Below are 17,396 nucleotides of genomic sequence, written 5' to 3' on the forward strand. Positions count from 1 at the left end.
CCCTTTCCCCCGCAAGCGGGGGAGAGAGAGCGTCCATCCCGCTCCTTGCCTGATTCGCGTTCATCCGCGCGGGTCCGCGGCAACCGATTTTCTCCCGGTAGTTTCTCGAAGCATCGCCGCTCACGACCGCGCCCCGAGCGACTGCGCGATCGCCAGCACGTCGCCGAACACGCCCGCCGCGGTGACCTCGGGTCCGGCGCCCGGACCCTGCACCACCAGCGGGTTCTCGGCGTAGCGGGCGCTGCGGAACTGCACCAGGTTGTCGGTCAGCCGGGTATGGCAGCAGGCGTGGTCGGCCGGCAGCGCGACCACGCCGACGCTGGCGCGGCCGTCCTCGCCCAGGCGCGCGAGATGGCGAAGCCGGCACCCGTCCGCGTGCGCGGCGTCCAGGCGCGCACGCATCGGCGCGTCGAGTTCCTCCAGCCGCGCGAGGAACTCGTCCAGGCTCGCTTGCCGCAGCGACTCGGGTACCAGGCTTTCCACGTCCACGTCGTCGAGCGACAGCGCGCGCCCGGCCTCGCGCGCCAGGATCACCAGCTTGCGCGCCACGTCCAGGCCGGACAGGTCGTCGCGCGGATCGGGCTCGGTATAGCCGAGCTCGCGCGCCTCGCGCACCAGCGCCGAGAACGGGCGGCTGCCGTCGTAGCTGTTGAACAGCCAGGCCAGCGTGCCCGAGAGCATGCCGTCGATGCCGTGCAGCACGTCGCCGGTGTCGAGCAGGCTGCGCAGGGTCAGGATCACCGGCAGGCCGGCGCCGACGGTGGCCTCGTAGAGGAAGCGCCCGCCGCCCGCGCGGCGGGCGGCGGCGATCGCCGCGTAGCGCGCCCAGTCGCCGCTGCCGGCATGCTTGTTCGGCGTGACCACGTGGATGCCGGCCGCCAGCCACTCGGGATATTTCGCCGCCACCGCGTCGCTGGCGCTGCAGTCGACGATCATCGCGTGCGGCAGGTGCTCGGCGCGCACGTGCGCGGCGAAGGCGTCGAGGTCGATGGGCTGGGCGCTGCCGGCGCCGAGCCGGTCGAGCGCCTCGGCCGGCGCCATCGCGGCATGGTCGAGGGTCATCCCGCGGCTGTTGCCGATCGCGCGCAGGCGCAGGTCGACGCCGGAGCGTTCGCGCAGTCCCGGCGCCACCTCGGCCAGCTGCCGCAGCAGGGTGCGGCCGACGTTGCCCGGCCCGATCAAGCCGATCGACACCGTCTGCGGCGACAGCCAGAACGCCGCGTGCGCGGCGCGCAGCGCGCGGGTGGCGTCGGCGCGCGCGATCGCGACCGACAGGTTGCGCTCGCTGGCGCCCTGCGCGATCGCGCGCACGTTCACCCGCGCCTGCGCCAGCCCGCCGAACAGCCGTGCCGCCACGCCGTGGTGGCCGACCATGCCGTCGCCGACCGCGGCCAGCACGCAGAGGTCGCCGGTGACCTGCACGCCCTGCGCCTGGCCGTCGGCGATCGCGTCGGCGAAGGCGGTGAGAATCGCATCGCGGCCGCGTTCGGCCTGGCCGGCGCGCACCACGCAGCAGATCGAGTGCTCGGAGGAGCCCTGCGAGATCATCGTCACCGACACGCCGGCGCCGTGCAGCGCCGCGAACAGGCGCTCGGCGATCCCGGGCACGCCGACCAGGCCGTTGCCGGTCAGCTCCAGCACCGCCAGATCGTCGACCAGGCTCAGGCCCTTGACCGGTCCGCCGCCGAACGCGGTGGGCGCGGCGTCGCCGTCGGCGCAGATCAGCGTGCCGGGCGCCTGCGGCCGCAGCGTGTTGCGGATCCGCACCGGGATGCCCCGCGCCTGCACCGGCGCCAGCGTCTGCGGGTGCAGCACCCGCGCGCCGAAGTAGGCCAGCTCGCAGGCCTCGGCATAGGAGATCGCCGGCAGGCAGACCGCGTCCGGCACCAGCCGCGGGTCGGCCGAGAGCACGCCGTCGACGTCGGTCCAGATGGTCAGCGCGTCGGCGTCGAACAGGTCGGCGAAGATCGACGCCGAATAGTCGCTGCCGTTGCGTCCCAGCGTGGTCGCCTCGCCGCGCGCGTCGCGGGCGACGAAGCCGGTGACGACGATGTCGCGTCCGCGATGATTCGCGCGCCAGGCGTGCAGGCGGGCGCGGCTCTGCTCGCGATCCACGCCGGCGCCCATCTCGCCCGGGTGCACCACCAGCACCTCGCGCGCGTCCAGCCGTTCCCAGCCGGCGGCCGCGCCGCCGAGCGCCGCCTGCAGCAGCAGCGACGACCACAGCTCGCCGTAGCCCTGGAGGCGCGCGGCGATCCGGTCGGCGTCGCCGGCGTCAGCGAGCGCCGCGAGTTCGTTCCGCAGGATGTCGAAGCCTTCGAGCAGCGCGTCGTGCAGGGGCACCGGCCTGTCGGCTGTTGCTGTCGCTCGAGGAAGAGCAAATCCCCCCTGCCCCCCTTTTTCAAAGGGGGGGAAGGCCGAAGCCTCGATTTCCTCCTTTTCAGAAGCAGAAAGGGTCGAAACGACTCCTCCTGCCTTTGCAGAAGCGGGAAGAGCCGATGCGGCTCCCTCGTTCGAAAAGGCGGAAAGGGTCGAAGCAGCTCCCCCCTTTGAAAAAGGGGGGCTGGGGGGGATTTGCTCCTCCCGCAGCGCGTCGGCCACGGTCAGATGGCGGCTGCGCAGCGCCGCCCAGGCCGGCATCCAGTCGCCGCCCTCGCGCGCCTCGGCGATCAACGCCAGCAGTGCGTCGGTGGTGCCCTGCATGGCCGAGACCACCACCACGCGATGCGCGGCAGCGTCGTCGTCGAGCAGCGCGCACACGCTGCGGAAGCGGCCGGTATCGGCCAGGCTGCTGCCGCCGAACTTGTGCACGTGGGTGAGGGGAGGCGCCAGCCGGTGCCCTGCCGGCATCGGCTGCCCCGCCGGACGCCCGGCCGCGGATGGCCGGGCCGACGCTTCCGGAGCCTGCGAAGCATCGCCCAGGGCGGCAGGGGGGCTTTCGTTCGAAGAGGGGGCGGACGGCATGGGAGGCTCCGGTTCGGGCCCCGCGCCGGTCGGGTATGGCCGCGTGGCCGCACCCGGTTCGGGTGCGGAGCGGCGTGGTCAGGTCAGGCGATGGACACGCGCGTCCGCACTCCGGTGCCGGTGCGACCGGTACCGGTGATGGTAATCGTCACGCGTGCAACCAATTCCCGCGATTGCGGGCGGCGGCAGGCGAGGCGGGCGGATGCGACGGGCATGGCGACAGCAATAGCGGATGATGATGCACCGCGTCAAGCGGTGCAGGAGAACCGATGCCCATCCACTGCCCCCGCGCGGTCTCCGCGCATGACGGGAGCGGCCGTGCCGATTGTGGTGTAATGCCGGTCGAAGCGGGGGTACCGCCGCGGAAGCGGCGGTTGAGACAGACCCTTCGAACCTGATCCGGTTGACACCGGCGTAGGGAAGCTTCGCAGGACCGGAGATCGCTCCGTCCGTGCGCCGCCCGCTTCGTCCAGGCTCTTCGAGCGACTCCACAGGACGAATGCCATGAATGCCGTGCCCTCCCCGCTGCTGCAGCAGACCGAGCAGCTGTCCGAATCCGTCACCCGCCCGATCCCGGGTTCGCGCAAGATCTTCGTCGCCGGCTCGCGCGCCGATCTGCGCGTGCCGATGCGCGAGATCGTGTTGACGAAGACGCCGACGCTGTTCGGCGGCGAGGACAATCCGCCGGTCACGGTCTACGATCCGTCCGGGCCGTACACCGATCCCGATGCCGCGATCGACCTGGCCGCCGGCCTGGCGCCGCTGCGCGCGCGGTGGATCGCCGAGCGCGGCGATACCGAGGCGCTGGCGGGGCTCAGTTCGGAGTTCGGGCGCGCCCGCGAGACCGATGCGAAGCTCGACGCGGTGCGCTTCCCCTCGCGGCGCCTGCCGCGGCGCGCGGTCGCCGGCGCCAACGTCACCCAGATGCACTACGCCCGGCGCGGCATCGTCACGCCGGAGATGGAGTTCGTGGCGATCCGCGAGAACCAGCGCCTGGAGGCGGTGCGCGATGCGGGCCTGCGGGCGCAGCACCCCGGTCAGGCCTTCGGCGCGAACATCCAGGCGCTGATCACGCCCGAGTTCGTGCGCGACGAGATCGCCCGCGGCCGCGCCATCCTGCCCAACAACATCAACCATCCGGAAAGCGAGCCGATGATCATCGGCCGCAACTTCCTGACCAAGATCAACGCGAACATCGGCAACAGCGCCGTGAGTTCGGGCATCGCCGAGGAAGTGGAGAAGCTGGTCTGGGCGATCCGCTGGGGCGGCGACACGGTGATGGACCTGTCGACCGGCAAGCACATCCACGAGACGCGGGAATGGATCGTGCGCAACTCGCCGGTGCCGATCGGAACGGTCCCGATCTACCAGGCGCTGGAGAAGGTCGACGGCCGCGCCGAGGAACTGACCTGGGAGATCTTCCGCGACACCCTGGTCGAGCAGGCGGAGCAGGGCGTGGACTACTTCACCATCCACGCCGGGGTGCTGCTGCGCTACGTGCCGCTGACCGCGAAGCGGGTGACCGGCATCGTCTCGCGGGGCGGCAGCATCATGGCCAAGTGGTGCCTGGCGCACCATCGCGAGAGCTTCCTGTACGAGCACTTCGAGGACATCTGCGAGATCATGAAGGCCTACGACGTGGCCTTCTCGCTCGGCGACGGCCTGCGCCCGGGCTGCATCGCCGACGCCAACGACGCCGCCCAGTTCGGCGAGCTGGAGACGCTGGGCGAGCTGACGAAGATCGCCTGGAAGCACGACGTGCAGACCATGATCGAAGGCCCCGGCCACGTGCCGATGCAGCTGATCAAGGAGAACATGGACAAGCAGCTGGCCGAATGCGGCGAGGCGCCGTTCTACACGCTCGGCCCGCTGACCACCGACATCGCGCCGGGCTACGACCACATCACCAGCGCGATCGGCGCGGCGATGATCGGCTGGTACGGCACCGCGATGCTGTGCTACGTCACGCCCAAGGAACACCTGGGGCTGCCGAACCGCCAGGACGTGCGCGAGGGCATCATGGCCTACAAGATCGCCGCGCACGCGGCGGACCTGGCCAAGGGCCACCCCGGCGCGCAGGTGCGCGACAACGCGCTCTCCAAGGCGCGCTTCGAGTTCCGCTGGGAGGACCAGTTCCACCTCGGCCTGGATCCGGAGCGGGCGAAGGAATACCACGACGAGACCCTGCCCAAGGACGCGCACAAGCTGGCCCACTTCTGCTCCATGTGCGGTCCGCACTTCTGTTCGATGAAGATCACCCAGGACGTGCGCGACTATGCCGCCGAGCACGGGCTCGACGCGCGCAGCGCGCTGGAAACCGGCATGGAGGAGAAGTCGCGGCAGTTTCGCGACGAAGGCGCCGAGGTCTACCGGCCGGAGTGAGGTGTGGAGCGGGGCCGGAACCCCGTATCAGCCGGTTTCCGGAACCGGGGGCTCGGAGATGCCCGACGACAATCCACTGTGGGAGCGACGGGAGTCGCGACCCTCGCAAGCCCGGTCGCTCCGCGAACCGATTCGGCCTGCGCCGCGTCGCGACTTCCGTCGCTCCCACAACCCGTCGCTCCTACAACCCGCCGGTCCCACAACCGTTCCGTTCGAACCTGCGCGTCGCCGACCCCGGCGGCCGCACCAGGATCGGCTCGCTACGGTAGCCGGCGGGGCGGAGACTTCCACCCGGCCCGGCGTCAGTTGCCGGCGCGGTCGATGTTGTACTGCGCGGCCGCGGTGTTGCTGATGAGGCCGCTGAGCGGCAGCAGCTGGGTCAGGAACCGGTTCCAGCGGGTGACGCCGGCCGGTCCGACCCAGACCACGTCGCCGGCCTGCAGCGGGAACCGGTCCGCGAGGGCGAAGGCGACCGGCGACGCGGCGTCCAGGTGATACACCGTCGCCGGCGCGCTCTGCATGTCCTCGACGCCGCGGATCACGTAGACCGCCTCGCCCTTCGAGGTGGCCGGATTGAGGCCGCCGGTCCGGCCCAGCGCCTGCGTCAGGGTTATGTCGCTGGTCTTGAAGGTGATCGCCTGCGGCCGCAGCACTTCGCCGATCACATAGACTTCCTTGCGGTCGTTGAACGGCAGGAACAGGTGGTCGCCCGGCTTCAGGTAGATCTGCTGCGCCACGTTGCCGTTGCGGTTCAAGGCATCCAGGTCGATCCGGTAGTTGCGCTGGTCGCGCGTCAGCACCAGTCCGGACAGGTCGGCCTGGTCGAGATCGATCTGCGCGGTGCCGATCGCCTGCGACAGGGTCAGCGGCACTGTGGTCACTTCCTGGGGCGTGGTGTCGACGAACGCGCCCTGCAGCGAAACGCGGCTGCCGAAGCCGACCACGTTGACGTCCACCTTCGGTTCGAGCAGGAACTTGGAAAGCCGGCTGGTGAGCGTGTCGCGCAGCTGCTCGATCGTCATGCCGGCCACCTCGACGTTGCCGGCGTAGGGATAGAACAGGGTGCCGTCCGGCTTCACCAGGCGGCCATTGCTGACGGCCTGCTGCTGGCTGCCGGCGGGCGTGGTGAGTTCCGGGTGGTCCCACACGGTCACCAGGATGGTGTCGCCCGGGTGGATGCGGTACGAATCGGGCCGGTACCCGGTGAGTTCGGCCGGGATCTCCATCACCGGTCTCGGCTGCTGCGAAACCAGTTGAGAGGTGATCGGAACCATCGCGACGTCGCCTTCCTGCACCAGCGTGTGGTTGTTCACGCTGCGCACCGACATGTGCTGGCCGGTGCATCCGCTGAGGACGATCGCGACGACGGTGGCCGCAAAAGGAATCGTGGATTTCGGCATGGCTGTTCGGCGCCTCGTGCTGGGTGGGCGCATCCTCGCGGTCGGGCACTCAAGGTGGCGCGAAGAGCCGGACGCGGTCGGACGCTGGCGGGGAAGGAACACTTGGTGCCGCGTCCGATGCACACCGTTGCCGGTCAGAGATTAAACGTTCCCCGCGGGCGGGCGCCGCTCGCGAAAATCGGCGTTCGCGCCGGATTCAGCGGTGTCTACGCCGCGCGAAGGCGGCCGCGGCGGCGGCCGTCCATCCTGCAGGTGGAGCGCCGCCAGGGCGAGGTATTCCTTCAGCGCCCGGCTGCTGCGCCACAGCGCGCGACGCGAGGGCAGCCAGCGTTCGTGCCAGTCCGCGCGGGGCGAGATCTCCGGCACGGGGACGGGGACGGCCTCGAGCCCGGCGTCGCGGAAAGCGCGCAACGCGCGCGGCATGTGCAGCGCCGAGGTCACCAGCAGGATCCGCTCGATCCCGTGCCGTTCGGCCAGGGCCGCCGTGAACCATGCGTTGTCGCGGGTGCTGCCGCTGCGGTCGTCCAGCATGACGGCGGAGGCGGGGACTTCGAGCTTGGCGATGGCGGTGGCCATGTCGGCGGTCTCGTTGCCGCTCCCGGAAAGAATGACGATCGGCGCGCGGCCTGCCTGCCAGGCGCGCACGCCGGCCGCCAGGCGGCTGCTTCTCAACTGCTCCGGCCGGACGTCGCGGCGGTGCATCCAGCCGATGTGTCCGCCACCGAGCACGACGATGGCGTCCGCTTCGGGCAAACTGGTTTCGGCCACGACGGGGTGGCGGGACTCGAGGCCGCCGCGCAGCCAGTCCGAAGCCTGCGGGATCGACCACGTCAGCGACCAGGCCACCGCGAACGCCACGATGGGGATCGCCAGTGCGCGTCGGCGCAGCAGCAGGCAGAGCCCGCCGCAGGCGAGCAGGCAGAGCGACAAGGTCGGCGGATAGGTCAGCGCAAGGGCGATGTCCTGCAGGAGCGACAGCATAGGCGGGCGGTCAGTTCATCGAGGCGCGGATGGCGCGGTTGCGCTCGACGTCCCAACGGCGCGGCTCGGCGTCCTGCAAGGGAGCCGGCAGAAGCTCGTTGTAGACCTCGACCGTCTTGTCGACGACGCTCCGTTGGTCGAAGTGCCGCAGCGAACGTTCGCGCGCCTGCACGCCGAGCCTGTGCAGCAGCTGGCGATCGTCGTCGAGCCGGGCGAGGGCCCGGGCCAGCGATTGCGCGCTGCGCGGCTCCACATGCAGACCATCGCTCCCGTGCTCGGCGACGACCTCGCGGCACCCGGGCAGATCGGTGGTCACCAGCGCCAATCCGCTGGCGGCGCCCTCGATCAGGCTCTTGGGCACGCCTTCGCGATAGTAGCTGGGCAGCGCAACGACATCGCACCGGCGCATCAACGCGGCCATGTCGTCGACGTGGCCCAGCCACTCCAACGTTCCTTGTTGCTGCCAGCGCTCGACCTGGGCGCGCGGTACGGATCGTGGATTGCCGGGATCCGGCATCCCGGCGAGCAGGAACTCGATGTCCCGCCCTTCCCGCCGGAGCAGGGCGGCTGCATCCGCGTACTCGCGTATCCCCTTTTCCCACAGCAGGCGCGCCGCGAGCAGCACCCGAAGCGGATGCCGGGCCGCCGGATCCCGCATGGCGGGGGAAAAGCGTTCGACATCCACGCCCGAGCTGCGGATCAGGCGGACCTTGTCGGCCGGAGCCAGTCGCAGTGCGGCGAACAGTTCGGCGTCGTCCGGGTTCTGCAGGATGATGCGCGAGTTGCCATGGCCCAGGGTTTGGCGCATCAGGGTGCTGACGATCGGCCGGAGCGCGCGCGCCTTGATGTCGTCGCTGGTGAACACGTAGCCCATGCCGGCCACGGCGTTGACGATCGCCGGGACCTTGGCCGTCCGCGCCGCCACGGCGCCGTACACGGCGCATTTGACGGTGAAGCTGTGCAGCAGGTCGGGGCCCTCGGCGGCGAGCAGCTGCGTCAGCTTCCGCAGCACCAGCGCCTCGCGCACGGGATTGAGGCTGCTGCGATTCATCGGCAGCGTCCGCCAGCGGATCCCGTGTTCGGCGAACCGCGCGCCGAACTCTCCCGGCGGCGACACCATCACGACATCGGCTCCCAGCGATCGAAGCCGCAATGCCGTCGACAGCCTGAAGTTGTAGAGGTACCAGTCGGTATTGGCAAAGAGTGCGATTTTCATCCTGTCTCTACGCAGATCGTCACATGGGCCGGAACGCATCGGTCGCGGTGAAGCCTCCGCCGGCGGCGGGAGGGGCGCGACCGTTCCCTGCTACCGCAAGGCACGCGGGAGCGTCCGGAAACATCATGTGCGGTGGGTTTGTCGGCGGTTCAGCGCCAGTCCCGGGCCATCGGCAGGAAACGACGCCCGTTCGCGAACGCGGGCACTGCCGGTGTCGGCATCGGTCCGGGGAGCGCCCGCCGGGGATCCCACGGAGACGGTGGCCGAAAGGAGCAGGGAAGGGAACACGAGGAACAGCAGGAAGCACGAGGCGTAGCGTATGCCGCTTCCCGGGTTGTAGATGCCGAAGGGGACATAGGACACCAGCAGCACCAGGGTGGCCGGCAACCATCCCAGGACCAGGATCTTGCGAAGCAGTCCGCGTGCCTTGAACACCGTCACGTACACGGAATGGAGGAGCAGGCCGAGCACGGCCAGGCCGGCGACGAAGAACGGCAGCATGACGGGCCGCGCGTACACTTCCGCGGGCGTCGGGCCGATCAGCGACAGTGGCAAGGCCCACCAGAGACTCGCCAACAGGTCGCCCGTGGTCCGCAGGTCGACCCAGGTCCGGGTGGTTGCCGAGGCGACCGTGAAATAGCTCCTGGCCTGCGGGAGGATCTCGTTGCTGATGTAGCCGTCGATGTGCGGCCAGACGAACAGCAGGGCCTGCGCCGCCAGCAGCAAGAAGAAGAACGCCTGGACGCCGATGCTCAGCCGCAGGCGCGGCCCCCACGCGTACAGGAGGTAGACCAGAAAGAACAGGGCGGCGCCGGCGCCGAACGGGGCGCGAATGTAGATCATCCCCGCCAGGCAGAGTAGCGCGAGGACGATGGGCGCGAGGCGGTGCCGGCGATAGTGGCCAAGCACCGCACCCATGAAGAACGCCAGCAGGCCGACGAAGAGGGACTCCCGACCGGTCACGGAAGCCCATACGCCGAAATTCGGATTCAGGAGGAGCGCCAGCAACGGCCATCGGTAACGGCCACGGATGTCGCCCTGCGCGATCAGGTAGCACACGCCGCTCGCGGCGAACAGCGAGAACGCCAGGTGAACCGGCAGGTCGGCGCCCAGCAACGAGCGCAGACCGGTGGCCAGCCGGGTGACCAGCAGGGTGCGTCCTTGCGCGTACTCGTCGTATCCGCCGGTCAAATACGCCTGGGCGTCGCCGAGCTGGCTGTAGCGACTGTAGACGTAGATGGAAAAGATCGTCCATCCGAAGAAGATCGCGAACACGAGAAGGCGCTTGATCGGAGCGCCCGCAGGCGCGGACGGATACGCCCGATGGTTGTGGGGCTCGCTCATGGATCGAATCGTCTGCCGGTGGTGTTGCATTACGTCGCGGGTTGGCCGGAACGAACGCAGCCGCCACGCCTGAGGCGCCCGGCGGCCTGCCACGATGGCCGTTCAGCTTGTCGACGGCCCGCTCGTCGTTCTAGCGGCGACCACTATTAGCGTCGGCCCGTTGAATCCTGGTGAAACGGCGCACGCCATAGCCGGTTCCCAGCAGCAACACCGTTTCGGCGGCCACCGTGGCCCAGGCCGCTCCCATCTCGCCGAATGCGGGGATCAGGAGAACGTTGCCGGTAATGGCGGCGACGGTGGCGAGCGCCATCGCGTAGACGCGGAAGCGCATGTGGTCTCCGGTCAGCAGCGCGGACCCCATGGCCGTGGACAGGAAGCGGATCGGAGGGCAGAGCGCCAGCACCATCAGGATCGCCACCACGCCGCGATACTCCTCTCCGAAGACGAGAGGGACCAGCCATGGCCCCAGCAGCGCCATCCCGGCGCTGATCGCCAGCCCGAGCGCCAGCATGGCGACATTGCCGCGGCGGTACACCAGCCAGAACTTCGGCTTGTCGTGCGCGGCCCACCGATGCAATTTCCCCAGCAGGAACTTCTGGTAGATGGTGGCGGGAATGAGATAGATCGCGGTCATCACCGCCAGGGCGATGGCGTACAACCCGGCCTGCGAGTCGCCTTGGATGTACTTGAGAAGGATCGTGCTGACCTGGAAGAAGATCGGGTACAGTGCCGCGTACACCCCGTACGCCCAGGCTTGGGACCACAGCTCGCCGATCCCGGGGCAGGCGGCCATCGCCGGCGCCTCGCTTCTTGGCCCATGCCCCTTCAGGTCGATTTCGCCCCGGATCATCGCCCGCATCTGCGGCATCGCCCACAGCACGACCAGCAGGGAGACGGCGCCGTAGCTGAGCGCGACGAAGCGGCCCGTGAGCTGCGGCACCAGCAGCAGCGCGATGGCCACCAGCAGGCGGCTGCCGGGGATGAGCATTTGCGTCAGCGCCATCCGCCCGTAGCGGTCTTCCAGGCGCAGCTTGTTGCTGACCAGGTTGACCGCAAGAATGCCCAGGATCACCGGGCTCAGCGCCAGCAGGCTGAGGCGCGTATCGTCCGGCGGCGCGATGGTCAGGGCCCAGAGGACGACGATGCCGACGGCCAGCAGCGACGTGACCAGGGTAAAGCGCAGCGAAGGCCTCAGCCAGCGATGCGCCGCCCAACCCTCGACGCCGTAGACCTTCAGGCGGAACTGGGTCAGCCCGAACCCGGCCAGCGGCGCGATCATGGTCACCGTGGCGAGCGACGAGGCGAACAGGCCGTAGTCCGTCGGCCCCATGTGGCGCGCGAGCAGCACCTGGGTGAGGAAGACCATCACCGCACCGGCTGCGGTCGCGATGCCCAGCATCGAAACGGTCATCGCAGCGCGGCGCCACGCCGCGACCCCGACGGGCGCCGTCATCCGCGACTCCGTTCGATCATTTCACCGTCCCGCATGGCCCGGATGCCCTCGACCGGGACACGCCTGCGGAAGCGCGGTGCGTGCGCGCTTGTGGCAATTCCGAGCGGAGGCGGGTGCCGGCTCTGAACGTCGAATGGCCATGCACTTCATCCAACTGGGTGACGCCGGTTGCGGTCGGTCGAAAACTGAAGCAGCGGCATCACTGCCCGCGGCAGAGGGCAATGCGGCGATCGCGCCCGCTACCGAGCGCAACGGCAGCGACGTCGGCAGCCAGCTCGCGTCCGCGGCGGCTATCGGAGATCGAGGGACTGTATCACTCCGCATGCGAAGGTTTCGATGCCGGTACCGGCCCGCCACGAGCGCGCCGGCTTCCTTTGTGCCATGGCACGAAGTTTGCCCGAGAGCCGATGAGCCCAGGCTATATCGTACGAACGCTCAATTGCTGCCGTAGGCACTTTGAAGCGGTTGCCCGGCACGACTCCAGCCCGTCCACGCGCATGCAGCCGCTTCCCGGATGCCCGGTTGCCCGGATGCGCCAAGCTGGGGCCGTGGCCGTCAACAGGCGGTCAAGGTCGTGAAACTCGGATCCGGGACCCATTGCCCGGCGAGTCGCGGCCCGCCCGGGGGCGGCAGGGTGCACATCGCCCTGCCGCCCCGGGGAATCCTCTCGGGAAGCGTTAGCGGTAGTGGTTGGTCGTGATCCGGATGTCGGAGACGGTGCCTTGGATCAGGAGGTCCCGCTCGATCTTCTTGCTCCAGCCGCTCATCGAGAACGGCGTCCTGGTCAGCGTGCCGAGGCGGTTGTAGTTGCCATACGAGGTGTTCTGGCTGACCTGGCAGTTCCGGGTTCCGTCCTGGATGAAGATTCCGGTGGCCGAGTTGTTGCGGATGGTGTTCAGCGCCAGATAGGTCGCGATGGCGCCGACCGTGACGATCCCGCAACTGCCGTTGTTCTCCACGGTGCAGCGGCGGACCGTGACGCCCTGCGAATTCTTGTAGAGCAACATGCCGTAGCGCGCGTTGCCGCGAATCAGGCAGTTCTCGAAGAGCACCTTGTAGGCGGGCTTTCCGTTCTCCGGTTCGATGTCGACGCCGCATTGGGGCTTCGCGCCGGCGCTGTTGCTGAACTCCGAGTCGTACACCTTCACGCCGTTCACATAGCCGATCGACATGCCCTGTCGACGATTGCCGGTGCTGACGATGTTGGCCACGAACACGTCGGAAGACGGAATCGAGGGTGCCTGCCAGACGACCGCGCCGGCAACGACCAAGCCGTCTCCCCAGCACTTGGAGATGAGGATGTCGCGAACGGTGACGCGGCTGGAACCATGAATGAAGATGCCGTGGCCCCACTGGCCCCCGCTGCCGGAGTGCCGGTCGCGCTCGCCGACGATCTGGCCGCCGGAAATCTCGACGTCGTGCACCCGCTTCGCGTAGAGCACGTTGTACCGCCCGGCGCTGTTCGGCTTGGCGACCAGCTTGGCGCTCGGCGCCAGCCTCAGATGCATGTTGCTGCGCAGGCGAATCGAGGTGACGGCATCGACCATGTACGTTCCGGCGGGAACGTCGACGGTCCCGCCCAGGGCCGGCAACGCGTCGATGGCCGCCTGGACGGCGGCGGTATCGTCGCGGCTGCCGTCGCCGACCGCGCCGAAGTCGCGCACGTTGAGCACGCGGTTGCCGCGCTCGCGGATCGGAAGCGAGTAGTTGGACGAAGTCACCGCGGTATTCGTACCCGCCACGGCGGAAAGGGCCGGACCGGCGGCCGCGGCCAGCGATGCGGGCAGCGCGAGGGCGAGCGATCTACGAAGAAAATCGCGACGAGGCATCCCTTCCTCGCTCGCGATGCGTGCGAGGTCGTTCATTTTCATTAAGCTGTTTTCCTGAATAAGAAACTGAAGTGTCCGCCGTTCGGGATCTTCAGCCATGTGATGTCTGGGTGAGCGGACGGCGTAAAACTAACGCACCCGCCCGGCCGGGCCCGGGCGGGTGTCCCTATTTGTGATGGGCGGCAGGCTTTGGCGTTTTAACCGTTAAAAATCGGGCCTGTTCAAGTTCATGACTACGCCCCGTCGAAGGAGGTCTGCGCGCCCGTGAAGGCGACGTGTGCCGTGGCCAGCCGAGCTGAACCGGACGTTGCGGCGGGAATGTCGATGCAGGCCTGTTCACGTCCGCCGTGCGATCGTTGTGCCCGGCGGTGCCAGTGGGGATTTCGGCTCTTCACGTGATGCGCTCCGATCTTGCTTGACGAGTAGCTGATATGGGTCAACGCGGCAACGATGACAGCCTGGGCGCCGCCGTCGCGGGAGGCTCTTCGATGTCTTCCCCGGTGAATCTGCTCTGGACCGGCGGCTGGGATTCGACTTTCCGGTTGTTGCAACTGCTCCTGCTGCATCGACGCGAGGTCGTGCCGCACTACCTGCTGGATCCGACGCGCCGGTCCATGGAAGGGGAACTGGCGGCGATGGAGCGCATCCGCGCACGCCTGTTCGAGGAGTACCCGCACACCCGCCGCCTGCTCGCGCCGCTGCAGAAGTTCAACGTGGCCGATCTGGCCCCGGATCCCGAGATCACCGAGGCGTTCGGTCGCATCGTGGCGGAGACGTTCGTCGGCAGCCAGTACGAGTGGCTGGCGAGATTCCGCAGGCAGTTGGGCATTGCCAGCCTCGAGCTCGGCGCCGGTCACCGGGGCGGCAGGATCCATCGCATCATCGGGTCGTTCGTGGCACGGACCGACGAGGACGGTTATCCCAACTACCGCATCGGCGAGGAATATCGCGGTACCAAGGAATTCACGGCTTTCGGCGGCTTCTCGTTTCCGCTGTTCGAATTGCGCAAGCTGGAGACGGCGGAGATCGCAGGCGAGCACGGGTGGCTGGGCGTCCTGGACCTGACTTGCTTCTGCCACAGGCTGCGCAACGGGACCGTGCCGTGCGGCTGCTGCAACCCGTGCCTGTACGCGGTCGACGAGGGGTTCGGCTGGCGGATTCCCCGCCGCAACCGCATCAAGGGCGTCTTCTACCGGGCCCTGGTCCGGCCGATGAAGGCGCCGGCGAAGGCGGTGTTGCGCCAGTTGGGGCTGCGGCCTGCGCGGCGACCGGCCTGAGGCCCTGTTCCGGAAGCGGTAGCAGGCCGGTTATTCGAACACGTTGTCCGCGTCGATCCCGACGGCAACGCTGTCGTCGGCGACCTGCACCTGCTGCTTGCCGCCGCGGCCCTGGTCGTTGCCCTCGAAGCGGTTGCCGGCAAGGCGGATGTTGCGCGAGCCGCCGCGCAGCAGGACGCCTTTCCGATGGTTGTTGCGGATGATGTTGTCGGAGAAGACGCAGTCGACGCCGGTCACGGCCAGGATGCCCTCGCCGCGATTGCGTTCGATCGTGCACCTTCTGATCCTCACCTCGGCGGCACGTTTGTACAGCTGGATCCCGGGGCCGCGATTGCCGAAGACCAGGCAGTCCTCGATCAGGATGTCGCGCGCGATGTCGGTATCGGGTTCGATATCGATGCCGGCGGCCGGCGGCGTGCCGGCAGTGTTGCTGAATTCGCAGCCGCGTATGCGCACGCGGCGCGAACTGCCGATCGTCAGGCCCTGGCGCCGGTTGCGGGTGCAGGTGACGTTCTCGAATACGTAATCGCGGCCGGGTCGCGACCGCTGTCCCTTGGTCATGATGCCGCCCGCGGAAATGCCGTCGCCCCAGCAGCGCGAAATGTGGATGTCGCGGACGGTGACGCCACCGCAGCCGCGGATCCGGATGCCGTGGCCCCACTCGCCGGTTTCGCCCAGGTGCGTATCGCGATCGCCGACGATGCGGCCGCCGGAGATCTCCACGTCCTGGACCTGCTCTGCGAACAACACGTACGCGCGCGGTGCGGCGTTCGCCTTGGCCATGAGCCGGGCGCCATCGGCCATGGCCAGGTGCATGCGGCTGCGCAGCCGGACGCTGCGCGTCGGATCGATGAGGTAGGCGCCGGAGGGGACGTGCACGGTGCCGCCGTCCTCGGGCAGGGCATCGATCGCCGCCTGGAATGCGGCCGTGTCGTCGCTGACGGCGTCGCCGCGGGCGCCGTGTTCGCGCACGTCGATCCGGGCGCGCCCGCGCGCCCGCGTTGCCGCGGCGGCCGGCGGGGCGATGGACAGCCACGCGCCGCCGGCCGCGGTGGCCGTGGCCAACCCCAGCACGCGGCCCAGGAAGCCGCGGCGCGCGCTGGCCGTCGCGCCGCCCGCCGCCCGTCGCTTCATGGCGCCTGCTCCCCCGGCGCCTCGCCGGCGCGGTGCTGCACCAGCCACGGCAACACGATCGCCAGCAGGTAGAACTTGGACGCGTGGTACTTGTTGCCGAACCGGTGCCGGTTGCGGTCCAGCCAGTCGACGGCGCCGGGAAGCACGTCCCGCGCCCGCACCGCGTGGTCGAAGACCACGTCGAACCGCTCGCGCGCCAGGCCGCACAGGTCGAAGCGGAAGCTGCCCTTCTGCATGACGTAGGGCAGGTGGCCGAAGCGGGTGGCGATGTGCTTGCGGACCAGCACCTTGCCCAGGCCGGAGACCGGGTCGATCTTCTGCGACTGCGGCACCTCGTGGTGCACCCACTCGCGCAGCGCCCGGTCGCAGAACGGATACGCGGCCTCCAGCGACAGCGCGATGGTGGTATAGAGTCCCTTGGCGAACGCGCCGGCCGAGCCGGCGATGGACAGCGACATCGCGCGCCACTCCCAGTCGCTGGATGCGGTGGCGATCTCGTCCTCGAACAGGCCCAGGCGCTTGCGCGAAACCCGCGAGATGGGGCGCCCGAACAGCGCGTCGACCTCGGCGTCGGTGAAGCGCGAGCCGGGGAAGACGCGCTCGATCATGCTCATCTGCAGGGTGCCGAGCAGGAAGCACAACGGAAAACTGCGGTCGACCATCGGCAATTCGGCCATGCGGCTCGGCAGCTTCCATTGCCGCGCGAGCCGGGCCAGCCAGCGCTGCCGCGAACTGACGGGTGAGCCGAAATAGGTGTCCGAGCCGAGCCCGTCGATCACGCCGTCGCCGCCGTGGCCGGCGATCTCGGTCGCCAGGTCGACGTAGGACAGCAGTGCGAAGTCCGCGGTCAGCAGCGGCATGCGCGGCACGATCTCCAGGTAGCGGTCGTAGGCGCGCCCGGGCGAGCAGACGAGGACCTCGTGTCTCAGGCCCAGTTCGCGCGCGACGCGGCGGGCGGAATCGACTTCGTTCTCCTCACGACCGCCGAGATAGGTGACGCAACCGGCGTCCGGCCGCGCGTCGGCGAGGGCGATCGCCAGGGTGGTGGAGTCCTTGCCGCCGCTTTGCAGCAACCATGGCGCGCGCATGCGTTCGCAGGAGCGGGACACCGCCTCGCACAGCAGGCGGTGGTAGGTGCCCACCCAGTCCTGGTCCTGATCGGCCGGACCCGTCCTGCGTACGTCGCGGAACTTGAACTTGAACACCGGGTTGGTATGCATGTCGTGCTGCGGGCAGAAGCCGAACGTCACCAGCCGCACGTTCTCGAACACGGAGTAGGGCGGGTAGACGAACGCGTTGCGCAGCGTGTCCGCTACGGACACGAGATCCAGCGCCCCCCTGGCGGGGCCGTTCTCGCACAACATCGAAAAGTCGGGCTTGCCGTAGTACGGCGACATGCAGATCTGCATCCGCGGC

11 protein-coding genes and 1 riboswitch are annotated in these 17,396 nt (G+C 69.1%); of the genes, 2 read left to right on the forward strand and 9 right to left on the reverse strand.

All coding sequences use genetic code 11. The features are described from left to right. Positions 1-120 precede the first annotated feature (120 nt). The gene (gene thrA / locus U3649_RS06260) at positions 121-2,850 is read right to left on the reverse strand and encodes a bifunctional aspartate kinase/homoserine dehydrogenase I (protein ID WP_407354015.1); all 2,730 of its coding nucleotides are present in this window, start codon (positions 2,848-2,850) and stop codon (positions 121-123) included. A 453-nt stretch (positions 2,851-3,303) separates the two neighbouring features. Next, a riboswitch (TPP riboswitch) is annotated at positions 3,304-3,403 on the forward strand. A 65-nt stretch (positions 3,404-3,468) separates the two neighbouring features. Here thrA and thiC point away from each other — a divergent pair. Beyond that, on the forward strand, positions 3,469-5,346 hold the full coding sequence (gene thiC / locus U3649_RS06265) for a phosphomethylpyrimidine synthase ThiC (protein WP_407354016.1): 1,878 nt from the start codon (positions 3,469-3,471) through the stop codon (positions 5,344-5,346). A 302-nt stretch (positions 5,347-5,648) separates the two neighbouring features. On the opposite strand, the gene U3649_RS06270 is transcribed toward thiC, so the two are convergent. The 6 genes from U3649_RS06270 to U3649_RS06295 form a co-directional block, all read right to left on the reverse strand. Then, positions 5,649-6,746, reverse strand: coding sequence for a polysaccharide biosynthesis/export family protein (locus U3649_RS06270; RefSeq protein ID WP_407354017.1), 1,098 nt, complete (start codon positions 6,744-6,746; stop codon positions 5,649-5,651). 141 nt (positions 6,747-6,887) lie between these two features. Further along, complete coding sequence (locus U3649_RS06275; protein ID WP_407354018.1) at positions 6,888-7,727, reverse strand: YdcF family protein; 840 nt, start codon at positions 7,725-7,727, stop codon at positions 6,888-6,890. Positions 7,728-7,737: 10 nt separating this feature from the next. Next, the gene (locus U3649_RS06280) at positions 7,738-8,943 is read right to left on the reverse strand and encodes a glycosyltransferase family 4 protein (protein WP_407354019.1); all 1,206 of its coding nucleotides are present in this window, start codon (positions 8,941-8,943) and stop codon (positions 7,738-7,740) included. Positions 8,944-9,066: 123 nt separating this feature from the next. Then, entirely contained in the window at positions 9,067-10,287 is a 1,221-nt protein-coding gene (locus U3649_RS06285; RefSeq protein WP_407354020.1) for a hypothetical protein, read from the reverse strand. 130 nt (positions 10,288-10,417) lie between these two features. Next, a complete protein-coding gene (locus U3649_RS06290; protein ID WP_407354021.1) occupies positions 10,418-11,740 on the reverse strand; it encodes a polysaccharide biosynthesis C-terminal domain-containing protein in 1,323 nt (440 codons plus the stop codon). Positions 11,741-12,417: 677 nt separating this feature from the next. Beyond that, on the reverse strand, positions 12,418-13,668 hold the full coding sequence (locus U3649_RS06295; protein WP_407354022.1) for a right-handed parallel beta-helix repeat-containing protein: 1,251 nt from the start codon (positions 13,666-13,668) through the stop codon (positions 12,418-12,420). A gap of 389 nt (positions 13,669-14,057) precedes the next feature. On the opposite strand from U3649_RS06295, the gene U3649_RS06300 reads away from it, so the two are divergent. Then, positions 14,058-14,846 carry a hypothetical protein gene (locus tag U3649_RS06300; protein ID WP_407354023.1) on the forward strand — a complete coding sequence of 263 codons (789 nt, stop codon included), beginning with the start codon at positions 14,058-14,060 and terminating at the stop codon, positions 14,844-14,846. Positions 14,847-14,876: 30 nt separating this feature from the next. On the opposite strand, the gene U3649_RS06305 is transcribed toward U3649_RS06300, so the two are convergent. Then, positions 14,877-15,980: a right-handed parallel beta-helix repeat-containing protein gene (locus U3649_RS06305; protein ID WP_407354024.1), complete on the reverse strand. Its 1,104-nt coding sequence runs from the start codon at positions 15,978-15,980 to the stop codon at positions 14,877-14,879. Next, the gene (locus tag U3649_RS06310) at positions 15,977-17,389 is read right to left on the reverse strand and encodes an asparagine synthase-related protein (protein WP_407354025.1); all 1,413 of its coding nucleotides are present in this window, start codon (positions 17,387-17,389) and stop codon (positions 15,977-15,979) included. The genes U3649_RS06305 and U3649_RS06310 overlap by 4 nt, the downstream gene beginning before the upstream one ends. Between the last annotated feature and the right edge of the window lie 7 nt (positions 17,390-17,396).

The sequence above is a fragment of the Luteimonas sp. R10 genome (genome assembly GCF_045689605.1).
In the GTDB taxonomy this organism is placed as follows: Bacteria; Pseudomonadota; Gammaproteobacteria; order Xanthomonadales; family Xanthomonadaceae; genus Luteimonas.

Coding starts and splice junctions, on each gene's coding strand:
- U3649_RS06280 (WP_407354019.1), bottom strand. CDS start 8,943: ATGAAAATCGCACTCTTTGCCAATACCGACTGGTACCTCTACAACTTC.
- thiC (WP_407354016.1), top strand. CDS start 3,469: ATGAATGCCGTGCCCTCCCCGCTGCTGCAGCAGACCGAGCAGCTGTCC.
- U3649_RS06310 (WP_407354025.1), bottom strand. CDS start 17,389: ATGCAGATCTGCATGTCGCCGTACTACGGCAAGCCCGACTTTTCGATG.
- U3649_RS06270 (WP_407354017.1), bottom strand. CDS start 6,746: ATGCCGAAATCCACGATTCCTTTTGCGGCCACCGTCGTCGCGATCGTC.
- U3649_RS06290 (WP_407354021.1), bottom strand. CDS start 11,740: ATGACGGCGCCCGTCGGGGTCGCGGCGTGGCGCCGCGCTGCGATGACC.
- U3649_RS06300 (WP_407354023.1), top strand. CDS start 14,058: ATGTCTTCCCCGGTGAATCTGCTCTGGACCGGCGGCTGGGATTCGACT.
- U3649_RS06275 (WP_407354018.1), bottom strand. CDS start 7,727: ATGCTGTCGCTCCTGCAGGACATCGCCCTTGCGCTGACCTATCCGCCG.
- U3649_RS06295 (WP_407354022.1), bottom strand. CDS start 13,668: ATGGCTGAAGATCCCGAACGGCGGACACTTCAGTTTCTTATTCAGGAA.
- thrA (WP_407354015.1), bottom strand. CDS start 2,850: ATGCCGGCAGGGCACCGGCTGGCGCCTCCCCTCACCCACGTGCACAAG.
- U3649_RS06285 (WP_407354020.1), bottom strand. CDS start 10,287: ATGAGCGAGCCCCACAACCATCGGGCGTATCCGTCCGCGCCTGCGGGC.
- U3649_RS06305 (WP_407354024.1), bottom strand. CDS start 15,980: ATGAAGCGACGGGCGGCGGGCGGCGCGACGGCCAGCGCGCGCCGCGGC.